Here is an 11,906-nt window from a genome sequence, read left to right on the forward strand (position 1 = left end):
CATGCATATCGTTCGTCTCCTGCTGACCGCTGCGAGCGTGGCCGCGCTGCACGCCGCGCCGGTGGCGGCGCAAACGATCGGTGCGGAGAGCGTCGTCGACGAGAATGTCGACGGTGATGGCGAGGTCGCAAGCCAAGGCCGCAGCGGTCCGCGCTATTCGGTCCAGCCTTATATCGAGGCGCAGCAGGTCGCGCTCTACCAGATCCGCCCGGGTGACGATTTCGCCACTTACAGCGTGCTCGCTGCGGGCGTCGACATGACCGCTGCGACCCGCCGCGTGCAGGGCGGCCTGTCGCTGCGTTACGAACGCCGCATCCGGTGGGACGACGAGAATATCGGCGACAGCGATACGCTGAGCGGCATCGGCCGCGCGGCGATCGCGGTGGTGCCCGATACGTTGCAGGTCGAAGTCGGTGGCCTCGCCGCGCGCACCCGCGCCGATGGCGTCTCGATTCCCGGCCAGCTCGATATCGGCGACCGGGTGAGCCAGATCTATTCGGTCTATGTCGGGCCCAGCTTCCAGACGCAGGTCGACGACGTTTCGGTGCAGGCAAGCTACCGCGCGGGCTATTCCAAGGTCGAATCGCCCGGCGTGGTGGTTGCGCCCGATGCGAGCGATCCGCTCGACCTGTTCGATGAAAGCTACACCCATCAGGCAAGCGCGCGGGTTGGCTCGGCGCCGGGCGGCGTGCTGCCCGTGGGCGTGGGTGTCGGCGGGTCCTATTACCGCGAAGACGTGTCCAATCTCGACCAGCGGGTCGAGGATATCCGACTGCGCGCCGATGTGACGGTGCCGGTGTCGCCCACGCTCGCCGTGGTCGCCGGGGCCGGATACGAACAGGTCGAGGTGTCGGGCCGCGACGTGCTGCGCGACGATACCGGCGCGCCGGTGATCGGGGCCGACGGACGCTATCAGGCCGATCCGGCCAGCCCGCGCCTGGTCGCCTACGATGTCGAAGGCGTGATCTACGATGTCGGCGTGCTGTGGAAGCCGAGCCGTCGCACCGCATTGCAGGCCTCGATCGGCAAGAAATACGGATCGCTCAGCGTGACCGGCAGTTTCAGCTGGCAGCCGAGCGCGCGCACCTTGATCAATGTGTCTGTCTACGACCAGGTGACCGGCTTCGGCGGCGGCCTCGTCAATTCGCTGGCCGCGCTGCCGACCAATTTCGGCGTGGTGCGCAATCCCGTGACCGGCGAGCTGACCGGCTGCGTGGTGGGCGAGGGCAATGCCAATTGCGTCAACGCCGCATTCGGCAATCTGCGCTCTGCCGCCTATCGCGCACGCGGTGTCTCGGCGAGCTACAATCTCGATTTCGGCACCGCGCAGACCGGCATCGCGGCGGGTTACGAGCGCCGCGAGCTGATCGGCGCCGACGGCACGATCCTCGAACCGATCGCCGGCATCGTCGACGAGAACTATTTCACCACAGCCTATTACAACCAGCGCATCGATCGCCGGTCGGGCTTCAGCGCCAATGCCTATCTGTCGATCTTCGACAGCGGACGGCCCGAAGTCGGCCTCAATGGCGGTGTCGGCGCGCAGGCATCCTACTATCGCGAACTGATCGACAACCTTTCCGCCACGGCGGCGGTTGGCATCGATGGCGCGGAATTCGAAAACACGGTCGATATCTGGACCGCATCGGCGCGGCTCGGCCTGCGCTACACGTTCTGATCCGGGGGCAATATGTACGAAGAACATTATGGACTGACCGGGCGCCCCTTCGCGCTCGCTCCCGATCCCGAATTCTATTTCGAGAGCACCACGCACAAGAAGGCGCTGTCCTATCTCGGCTACGGCCTGTCGCAGGGCGAAGGCTTCGTCGTGATCACCGGCGAGATCGGGGCGGGCAAATCCACCCTGGTCGCGCATCTGATGAAGAAGATCGATCCGGCGCGGCTGACCGCGGCGCAGATCGTGACCACATCGCTCGAAGACAAGGACCTGCTGTCGGTCGTGGCGCATGCCTTCGGCCTCGACCTGCCGAGCGGGGACAAGCCGCGCGCGCTCGGCGCGATCGAGGCGTTCCTGCATGACGAAGCGCGCGAAGGCCGCCGTTGCCTGCTGATCGTCGACGAAGCGCAGAACCTCTCGATCGGCGCGCTCGAAGAATTGCGGATGCTGTCGAACTTCCAGCTCGGTGCGCACCCGCTGTTGCAGACGCTGCTGCTGGGCCAGCCCGAATTCCGCGAGAAGATCGAGACGCAGAGCCTCGAACAATTGCGCCAGCGCGTGATCGCCACCCATCACCTCGGCCCGATGACCGAGGATGAGGTCGGCGAATACGTCCTGCACCGCCTGCGCAAGGTCGGTTGGGACGGAAACCCGTCGTTCGACGGCGATGTGTTCCCCGCGCTTTATGAGGCCAGCGAAGGCGTGCCGCGCCGCGTCAACATGATCTGCCAGCGCATGATGATCGCCGCCGCCCTGGAAGATCGCGACACGATCGACACCGAATTGCTCGATCACGTGATCGACGAGATGGAGCATGAGGGCCATTCGGCGGTCGAGGCCGATGCCGATCGCCGCGAACGACCGGTCATGGCACCGACGCGGGTCGAGAAGGCCGCCGCAGCCGATGCTCCGCTGGGCGGGGCCACAGTCGGATCGCCCGATGTGCTCGCCCAACTGGCCGAGCGGCTGGCCGCGCTGACCGCCGGGCAGCAGAACCAACCCGCGCCGTCCGGCGACGACGAGGATGTCCGCGCCGCGATTTCACGGCTCGAAGAAAAGCTCGAGGAGCGGCAGGCGGAAACGGGCGCGGAGCCCGATCCCGAAATCGCGCGGCGCATCGCTGAGATCGAATTGCGCTTCGAGCGGCTCGAACACGCCAATGCGCTGCTCTCCGAACGCGTATCCGAGCAGGAGCAGACGCTACGCCACACGCTCACCATGCTGATCGAATGGATCGAAGGCGGCGAAGACTCGCGCAAGATCGCCTGATCGCGGTATGGTCGCGGATATGGACACGACGCGTCCCCCTTCATCCACCCTCGTCAACGGCCTGTCGGTCGATGTCGAGGAGTGGTTCCAGGTCGGTGCCTTCGAGAATGTGATCGACCGCCAGGATTGGGGCGGGATCGGTGACCGGGTCGAGCGCAATATCGACGTTATCCTGCAATTGTTCGACGATGCCGGCGTCCTCGCGACCTTCTTCACGCTGGGCTGGGTGGCCGAGCGGCATCCCGCGATGATGCGCCGGATCGCGGAACAGGGGCACGAAATCGCGAGCCATGGCTGGGAGCATGCGCGGGTCTTCACCCTGTCGCCTGAAGAATTCGTGCAAGACCTGAAGAAAACGCGGCAAGTGCTCGAAGATACGAGCGGCACTCGCGTGACCGGTTATCGCGCACCGAGCTTCTCGATCGATGCGCGCACGCCCTGGGCCTACGAGGTGCTGGCCGAGCAGGGCTATCGCTATTCGTCGTCGGTCGCGCCGATCGTGCACGATCATTACGGCTGGCGCGAGGCGCCGCGCTTCGCGTTCGCGCCGCAAGCCGCATCCGATCTGGTCGAGATCCCGGTCACCACCGTCGAGTTTGCCGGCAGGCGGCTCGCGGCCGGCGGGGGCGGGTTCTTCCGCGTGCTGCCCTATGCGTTTTCACGCTGGGCGATCCGGCAGGTCAATGCGCGCGATGGCCGTCCGGCGGTGTTCTATTTCCATCCGTGGGAAGTCGATCCCGATCAGCCGCGGGTCGACGATGCGCCGCTCAAATCGAAGCTGCGCCATTACACCAATCTGGAGCGGATGGGCGGCAAGCTGCGCCGGCTGGTGAACGAGTTTCATTGGGGGCGGATGGATGCGCTCGCCGAACGGGAGGCGGCTCGCGCAACCGGGCTGGCTGCGTGAACATGCCGTTTTCGCCCGATCGCTGCTCCTTGCGGATCGCTGACCCAAGCGACGAGGCCGCGGCGCGCTTCATCGCCGATCATCCCGATGCCACGCTGTTCCACCGGCCCGAATGGGCGCAGGCAGTCGAGTGCGCGACCGGGCATCGCGCGCTGACGCTGGTGGCCGAGGATGCGCGCGGTGTCGCCGCGCTGGTCCCGCTCAACATCGTCCATTCGCCGATCTTCGGACGGCTTCTCGCCGGATCGGCTTTCGGTATCGGTGGCGGCATCCTGTTGCGCGACGATGCCGACTCGCGCTTTCTATTCGAGGCGCTGGAGGAACTGGCGCAGCGCCGCTCCTGCCCGACGATCGAACTGCGCGGCGGTGCCATGCCCGAGGGGCGCGAGGGCTGGGCCATTCGCAGCGACAGCCACGCCAATTTTGCACGCGATCTCGCCGAAAACGACGAAGCCGAACTGCTCGCCATCCCGCGCAAGCAGCGCGCCGAGGTGCGCAAGGGATTGAAGAACGACCTGACGGTCGAGACCGGAAGCGGCCCGCGCGATCGCGAGGCGCATTACGCGGTCTATGCCGCGAGCGTGCGCAATCTGGGCACGCCGGTGTTCCCCCGCGCGCTGTTCGACGCGATGCTCGAAGCGTTCGGGGAGGATGCCGATATCCTCACTGTCCGCCACAAAGGCGAACCGGTCGCCAGCGCGCTGACTTTTTACCATCGCGGCACCGCCATGCCCTATTGGGGCGGCGGGGTGTGGGATGCGCGCGCGCTGCGGGCCAACGAGGCGATGTATTACCGCCTGATGGGCCATGCCCGCGAGCGCGGTTGCACCCGCTTCGATTTCGGACGCTCGAAGACGCATAGCGGTGCGTTCGCGTTCAAGAAGAACTGGGGTTTCGAGCCCGAGCCGCTGACGTATGCCAGCTGGACCGCGCCGGGCCACGAGGGGCGCGACGCCGATCCGACCAGCGACAGGCACGGGCTCGCGATCCGGCTGTGGCAGAAGCTACCGCTCCCGGTCGCGAACCGCCTCGGCCCCGTGATCGCCAACGGTCTGGGTTGACCGGGCATGGGCGAAATCCTCTTCCTCGCGCATCGCATCCCGTTTCCGCCCGATCGCGGGGACAAGATCCGCTCGCACCACGTGCTCAAGGCGCTGGCGAAACTTGCCCCCGTGCATGTCGGCTGCCTGGCGGAAAGCGACGAGGATCGCGCGCACGAGCCCGAGCTTGCGGCGATAGCGGCGAGCCATTGCCTGGCGACGCGCAAAGGCAATCTCCCGTTCGACGGGATCAAGGCATTGGCAACCGGCCGCCCGGTCAGCGAGACGAGTTTCTATTCGCGCACATTGCAGGACTGGGTCGACCGCACGCTGGCCGAAAAGACGATCGATGCGATCTACGTCTTTTCCGGCCAGATGACGGCCTATCTGCCCGAGCATCTCGAACAAAAGCTGGTGATCGACTTCGTCGATGCCGACAGCGCCAAATTCGCCGCCTATGCAGACGATGGCGGGCCGATGGGTTGGGTCTATCGCCGCGAGGCCAATCTGGTGCGCTCGATGGAAGAACGCTTCGCCGCGCGCGCCGATCACTGCCTCCTGATCTCGGCAGAGGAGGCGGCGGCGTTCGGCGTCGGTTTGCCGTCCGATCATACGTATGATCTGCAGGTGATCGGCAATGGTATCGATGCCGCTGCGTTCGATCCGGCGGGCACGGAAAGCGATCCGCTCGCGCTATATCACCATCCGCGCCTGATCTTCACCGGCCAGATGGACTACCCGCCCAACATCGCGGCAGCCGAGCTTTTGGCGACAAAAATCCTCCCGCAAGTGCGCGAAACCGTGCCCGATGCCACGCTCCATATCGTCGGGCGCAATCCGACCGATGCGGTCCGCGCGCTCGAATCCGAGGGCGTTCGGGTGTGGGGCAAGGTTCGGGAAATGCGGGACTTTCTCGGCGCTGCGGACATCGCCGTCGTCCCGCTCGAAATCGCGCGGGGGGTGCAGAACAAGGTGCTCGAAGCGATGGCGATGGCGCTCCCGTGCGTCGTCAGCGAAGGCGCAGCCACCGGCATCCCGGCGCGCAATGGCCGCGATTTTCTCGTCGCATCCAGCGCCGAGGATACCGTCGCCGCAATCGTCGCCCTGGCCAACGACACCGAGGCCGCCCTCGAAATGGGCCGCGCCGCAAGACGCTGGACCCTAGAAAACGCCAGCTGGGAAGCGGCCCTCGCAGACCTCCCGAAACTGGTTGGGATGGAGGACGCGGCATGAATACGCTGACCGCCCGCCGGCGTACGATCTGGGACGCGCTGCCCGAACCCTGGCGTGCTCCCGCGATCCGGCTCGCCGCGGCCTGGCTCGCACTGATCGTGCTGTTCCTGCCCGATTGGGCCGACATGGCCGACCAGTGGTGGAATGCCTCGACCTACAACCACGTGCTGTTCGTGCCGTTCATCGCCGGATGGCTCGTCAGCCTGCGCTTGCCCCAATTGCGCAAGCTCGTACCGCGCGCCTGGTGGCCGGGTATGATCCTGGTGGTGGGCGCCGCAATGGTCTGGCTGCTGGGGGCCTTTTCCGGGCTCAACCTTGCGCGGCAATTAGGCGCGGTGGCACTGCTGCCCGCCAGTGCGGTCGCACTGCTGGGGCCGCGTGTGGCGCTCGGTGCGCTGTTCCCGCTCGCTTACCTGATGTTCCTGGTGCCGTTCGGCGACGAGCTTGTGCCCGCGCTCCAGATGATCACCGCCAAGATCTCGATCGCGCTGGTTCATGCCAGCGGGGTTCCGGCGGTGATAGACGGCGTGTTCATCGAAACGCCGGTCGGCCTGTTCGAAGTGGCCGAAGCGTGTTCGGGAGTGAAATTCCTCGTCGCGATGGTCGCCTTCTCCGCCTTCGTCGCGAACCTGTTTCTCAAGAGCTGGCGACGGCGCGTGGTATTCGTCGCCTTTGCCATCGTCACCTCGATCGTCGCCAATGGCATTCGCGCCTGGGGGACGATCTACATCGCCCAGTCGCAGGGTTTGGAGTTCGCCGCCGGGTTCGATCACATCGTCTATGGCTGGGTGTTCTTCGCCGTGGTGCTCGCATTGGTGCTGGGTATCTCGTGGCGCTTCTTCGACCGCGCGGCAGACGATCCGATGATCGATGCCGAAGCGATCGAGCGGCTGAATCTGGGCCCTTTGGAGCGCGGCACCGCGCGCCCGCTGATCCTGCTCGCCACGTTCGCCGCCATGGTCCTCGCCGCCCATGCCTGGGCGAGCGCAGCCAATGCGCAGGAAGCCGACGTGGCCAATACCGTGCTGTTGCCCGAAGTCCCCGGGTGGGAGCGGGTCGCCTATGATCCGCAGCTTGTGTGGGAGCCGAAGGCGGAAGGTGCGCGCCATCGCCTGATGGGCCGCTATCGCAATGCCGACGGCCGTACGATCGACGTGTTCGTCGCGGTCTATGCCGAACAGACCGAAGGCGCTGAGCCGGGCGGATACGGGCAGGGCGCGCTCGACCCCTCGACCGGCTGGGCCTATAATGGCGAAGGCGTGGCTGTGCCGGATGCTCGCAGCGAGATGTTGCTCGGCAACGGCACGGCGGGGCGGGCTGCAGCGACCTTCTACCGCATCGGGGAGACACTCACCGGCAGTCGCACCGCGATCAAGCTCGCCGCGATGCGCGACCGGCTGTTGCTCGATCCGCGCGCGGTGACGGTGCTGATCCTTTCGCCCGAAACGCGCGATCCGCAAGCGGGCGCGGAAACGATCAAGGACTTCCGCGTTGCGACCGGACCGATCGGACCGTGGCTGGACCGGATCGCGATCGGCGAGTAGGCACGCCGCATGTGCGGGATCGCGGGGATTTTCCATCATGGCACGCCCAAACCGGTCGATCCCGCGCGGATCGAGCGGATGTGCGATGCGCTGGTCCATCGCGGGCCTGACGGCGCGGGTGTCTGGACGGCGCCGGGCGTCGGCCTCGGCCACCGGCGCCTCTCGATCATCGACCTTGCCGGCTCGCCGCAACCGATGCCCTCAGCCGATGGCCGCGCGATGCTGGTCTTCAATGGCGAGATCTACAATTTCCGCGCCCTTCGGCGTGAGTTGGAAGAACTCGGCGCGCGCTTCCGGACGGACGGCGACAGCGAAGTGATCCTGGCAGCCTGGCAACGCTGGGGCCCCGATTGCCTCCAGCGGCTCGACGGCATGTTCGCCTTTGCGATCTACGATCTGCAGAAGCGACAGATCTTCCTCGCGCGCGACCGGCTGGGAGTGAAGCCGCTCTACATTGCGGACTTGTCAGACGGCAGCATCGCCTTCGCGTCAGAAATGAAGGGCCTCCTCGCGCTGCCGCAATTGCGCCGCGAAGTCGATCCGCTGGCGGTGGAGGATTTCCTAGCCTGGGGCTTCGTTCCCGAGACCCGTTCCATCCTGAAGAACGTGCGCAAGTTGATGCCGGGCCATTTCCTGCTCGCCGGCCACGACATGCCGCTGCCTGCGCCGCGCCAATGGTGGGATGTGAGTTTTGCGGCCCGCGCCCAAGCGAACGCCGAGGACCTCGAGGCCGAATTGCTCCATCTGATGCGGGAGGCGGTGACCAGCCGGATGGTCGCCGATGTGCCGCTGGGGGCTTTTCTGTCGGGCGGTGTCGACAGTTCCTCGGTCGTCGCGCTGATGGCCGAGGCGAGCGCGGCACCGGTCGCGACCTGCTCGATCGGTTTCGATGTCGCCGCGCTCGACGAAAGCGCCCATGCCCGGCAGGTCGCACAATTGTTCGCGACCGAGCATCATGCCCGCACGGTCTCGCCCGACGAATGGTCAATGGTCGATCGTCTCGCCGGGATCTACGATGAGCCGTTCGCCGATGCTTCGGCATTGCCGACGCTCGCCGTGTCCTCGCTCGCGCGCGAACACGTCAAAGTAGCGCTTTCGGGTGACGGGGCGGACGAGGCGTTCGCAGGGTATCGCCGCCACAAATTCCACGCCGCCGAGGAGCGCGCGCGCAGCGTGCTGCCATCGGGCCTCCGCCAGCCTTTGTTCGGCACGCTCGGCGCGATCTATCCCAAGGCCGATTGGCTGCCGCGCCCGCTGCGCGCCAAAGCGACGCTGCTCTCCCTCGCCGAGGACGGGGCGAGCGCTTATGCGCAGGCCGTCGGAGTTACCTCGCCAGAAATGCGCGCGCGACTTTATTCGGATGCGTTCAAGCGGGCGCGCGGCGATTATCGTGCGGAAGAGCAGGTCGAACGCTTGATGCGCGAAGCTCCCGCGCAGACCGGGCTGGATGCCGCGCAATATGCCGATCTCAAATTCTTCCTGCCCGGCGATATCCTGACCAAGGTTGACCGTGCGAGCATGGCGGTGAGCCTCGAGGCGCGCGAACCGCTGCTCGATCATCGACTGGTCGAATTCGCTGCCACCTTGCCCGGCCGGATGCGGTTGCGTGGAGGCGAGGGCAAGTGGTTGGTCAAGAAGGCAATGCGTCGTTTCCTGCCCGACGACATCCTCTATCGGCCCAAGCAGGGCTTCGTCACGCCGATCGCGCAATGGCTGCGCGGGCCGCTGGCAGGCCAGGCGCGCGCGATTTCGTGCGGATCGTGGCTTTCGCGCACCAATTGGTTCGATCCAGCAGCGCTCGAACGGCTTGCGGAACAACATATTGCGGGACGAGCCGATAATTCCCGCGTTTTATGGCAGATGTTGATGCTCGAAAAAGGTATCGCGCGGCTCGACGCACAATAGTTTGCCCCGAAACGTGTCCGCTTTCAGGACACTCGTTTTGATCGTGGTTAAAATTCCCTTGCCACCGGGACTCCCACCAGAATAGTTTTGGTTAACAACCGATCGATCGCGCTCTTATGCTTCGTGCGGTCTGGTTGGACAACCAGGCTGATGGAGGTCGCGATGGACGGATTTCAGGACCACGGACGCAACATCGAATATGCGGGAGACCGTTCGCAGGAACGCGGAACCGCTGCCGAGGAGTTGGTCGATCGTTCCCACCGTCGCCTCGCCGTGCCGCGCGAGCTGACCTCGCTCGAAGAGCTGGATGTCCTCTACGAAGAGGATCGTTCGGCGATCTGGACGTTCATGCGGCCCAGCGGGCGCCCGAGCTTCACACCGCACATGCTGGGCGATTTCGAGCGCTGGCAAGATCTGATCGGGCAGAATTTCGGCCCCGACAAGGTTCCATTGCGCTACCTCCTTCTCGGCAGCCGCGCGCCCGGCGTATTCTGCTTTGGTGGTGATCTGGAACTGTTCGCTCAGCTGATCGAGCGCGGCGATCGCGACGGTCTGCGCCATTACGGCTATCGTTGCGTGCGCATCCTCGAACGCAATATTCGCGCGCTAGACCTGCCGCTGATCACGATCGGGCTGGTGCAGGGGCAAGCCTTGGGCGGCGGGTTCGAAGCGCTGCTGAGCTTCGATTTCATCATCGCCGAGAAAAGCGCCACATTCGGCCTGCCCGAAATTATGTTCGGCCTGTTCCCGGGCATGGGCGCGCATGCGATCCTCACCCGCAAGCTTGGCGCGGCGATGGCCGATCGGCTGATCCTGTCGCAGGAAACCTGGTCGGCGGAACGGATGTACGAGCTTGGGCTGGTGCATCAGCTGGCCGAGGATGGCGAGGGGATCGAGGCGGCGAAGGAGTTCATGGCCAAGTCCGAGCGCAAGCATTCCGGACTGGTCGCATCGAAGAAGGCCACCCGCATAGCCTCGCCCACGCAGCTATCCGAACTCTGCCAGATCGTCGATGTGTGGGCCGATGCGGCGCTCGAACTGTCGCCGACCGATCTCAAACTGATGAAGCGTCTCGCTTCGGCCCAGACACGGCTGGTGGACAAGGCGCGCGTCGCCTAACGCGCGCGTCGTCTGCAACCCTTAGCGGGCGTCGACCATCACGATCTCGGCGTCTTCTAGTGCCTCGATCTTGATCGTATCTTCGCCGGTGATCGCCACGCCGTCGCGGGACTGCGCTTCGGTGCCGTTCACGCGGATTTTGCCAGTGGGCGCGACCAGGTACTGATAGCGCGATCCGTCGGTGGACCATTCGGCGGTCTGGCCAGCCTTCAGAGTGGCTGCGACCACTTTCGCATCGGTGCGGATGGGGAGGGCATCGTCCTCCTCGGGCATACCGCTGGCGAGGATCTCGAACCCGCCATCGCGCGCCGCCTTGGGAAATTTGCGCTGGCCCCATCCCGGCGCATCTCCGCGCTGGCTCGGGATGATCCAGATCTGGAACAGCGTCGTGGCCTCGTCCTCGACATTGTATTCGGCGTGGGTGATCCCGGTGCCGGCGCTCATCACCTGGACATCGCCCGCTGCAGTGCGCCCCTGATTGCCGAGCGAATCCTTATGCGTGATCGCGCCGGTGCGGACGAAGGTGACGATTTCCATATTGTCGTGCGGATGCGGCGGGAAGCCACTCTTCGGCGCGATCGTATCGTCGTTCCAGACGCGGATCGGGCCCCAGCCCATCCGTTCGGGGTCGTGATAGCTCGCAAAGGAGAAATGATGGCGCGCATCGAGCCAGCCATGGTTGGCATGGCCGAGAGAGGCGAAGGGGCGGACTTCGATCATCGGTATTTCCTGCATCGGCGGGGTGTTATCGCCGGAATAGTCGATAAGGTGGGAAGCGATCGCGCGTCCGCAAGGCACGGAGCCGCTCGACCATCAGCCGGTTCGGAGGGTCGAGCAAAAATCCCTTAGTCTCAACTGCAAATCGGGCACGGCGCGATCTTCCTCGAGAAATGCGTCGAAACGCATCATACGCCAGCGCTGGCCTTCGCTACCGAATGCAATTCCTTCGATTTCGCCGGGCTCGAGCGGAGCGGCGAGGAAATAGCTGTCGGCTCCGCCCGAACGAGGGCTGGAATAGCGTCGACAGTAGCTGACGCGATCTACGGGGAGCTTTAGTCCGAATTCCTCCTCGACTTCGCGCATCGCACATTCGGCCGGCGTTTCGTGACCCTCGCGCCCGCCGCCCGGCAAGTCCCACGAGCCGGGGAAGGGTATGTCCGGCTTATCGTCGCGAAGATAGGCGATCAGTTCGCCGCCCGTGTGGAGCACGA

The 11,906-nt window shown here is 65.3% G+C and carries 10 protein-coding genes; 8 read left to right on the top strand and 2 right to left on the bottom strand.

The window, feature by feature from the left end; genetic code table 11:
* The first annotated feature begins 1 nt into the window (after position 1).
* From GRI68_RS03395 to GRI68_RS03430, 8 genes are all read left to right on the top strand, one after another.
* Entirely contained in the window at positions 2 to 1,678 is a 1,677-nt protein-coding gene (locus tag GRI68_RS03395) for a preprotein translocase subunit YajC (protein ID WP_160615883.1), read from the top strand.
* Between the two features lie 12 nt (positions 1,679 to 1,690).
* Positions 1,691 to 2,947 (top strand): XrtA/PEP-CTERM system-associated ATPase, encoded by a 1,257-nt coding sequence (locus GRI68_RS03400; protein WP_160615885.1) that lies wholly within the window; start codon positions 1,691 to 1,693, stop codon positions 2,945 to 2,947.
* A gap of 19 nt (positions 2,948 to 2,966) precedes the next feature.
* On the top strand, positions 2,967 to 3,854 hold the full coding sequence (locus GRI68_RS03405; protein ID WP_160615887.1) for an XrtA system polysaccharide deacetylase: 888 nt from the start codon (positions 2,967 to 2,969) through the stop codon (positions 3,852 to 3,854).
* A complete protein-coding gene (locus tag GRI68_RS03410; protein WP_160615889.1) occupies positions 3,851 to 4,915 on the top strand; it encodes a FemAB family XrtA/PEP-CTERM system-associated protein in 1,065 nt (354 codons plus the stop codon). Before GRI68_RS03405 ends, GRI68_RS03410 begins: the two co-directional genes overlap by 4 nt.
* Positions 4,916 to 4,921: 6 nt before the next feature.
* On the top strand, positions 4,922 to 6,127 hold the full coding sequence (locus GRI68_RS03415) for a TIGR03087 family PEP-CTERM/XrtA system glycosyltransferase (protein ID WP_160615891.1): 1,206 nt from the start codon (positions 4,922 to 4,924) through the stop codon (positions 6,125 to 6,127).
* Positions 6,124 to 7,671, top strand: a complete 1,548-nt coding sequence (gene xrtA, locus GRI68_RS03420) for an exosortase A (protein ID WP_160615893.1) — start codon at positions 6,124 to 6,126, stop codon at positions 7,669 to 7,671. The genes GRI68_RS03415 and xrtA overlap by 4 nt, the downstream gene beginning before the upstream one ends.
* 9 nt (positions 7,672 to 7,680) lie before the next feature.
* The gene (locus tag GRI68_RS03425; RefSeq protein ID WP_160615895.1) at positions 7,681 to 9,576 is read left to right on the top strand and encodes an XrtA/PEP-CTERM system amidotransferase; all 1,896 of its coding nucleotides are present in this window, start codon (positions 7,681 to 7,683) and stop codon (positions 9,574 to 9,576) included.
* Between the two features lie 162 nt (positions 9,577 to 9,738).
* Positions 9,739 to 10,695 carry a crotonase/enoyl-CoA hydratase family protein gene (locus GRI68_RS03430; protein ID WP_160615896.1) on the top strand — a complete coding sequence of 319 codons (957 nt, stop codon included), beginning with the start codon at positions 9,739 to 9,741 and terminating at the stop codon, positions 10,693 to 10,695.
* 21 nt (positions 10,696 to 10,716) lie between these two features.
* Here GRI68_RS03430 and GRI68_RS03435 read toward each other — a convergent pair whose 3' ends face one another.
* A complete protein-coding gene (locus GRI68_RS03435) occupies positions 10,717 to 11,415 on the bottom strand; it encodes a pirin family protein (protein ID WP_160615898.1) in 699 nt (232 codons plus the stop codon).
* A 93-nt stretch (positions 11,416 to 11,508) separates the two neighbouring features.
* Positions 11,509 to 11,904 (bottom strand): NUDIX hydrolase, encoded by a 396-nt coding sequence (locus GRI68_RS03440; RefSeq protein ID WP_325063753.1) that lies wholly within the window; start codon positions 11,902 to 11,904, stop codon positions 11,509 to 11,511.
* Positions 11,905 to 11,906 lie beyond the last annotated feature (2 nt).

Source organism: Alteriqipengyuania halimionae, assembly GCF_009827575.1.
Lineage (GTDB): Bacteria > Pseudomonadota > Alphaproteobacteria > Sphingomonadales > Sphingomonadaceae > Alteriqipengyuania_A > Alteriqipengyuania_A halimionae.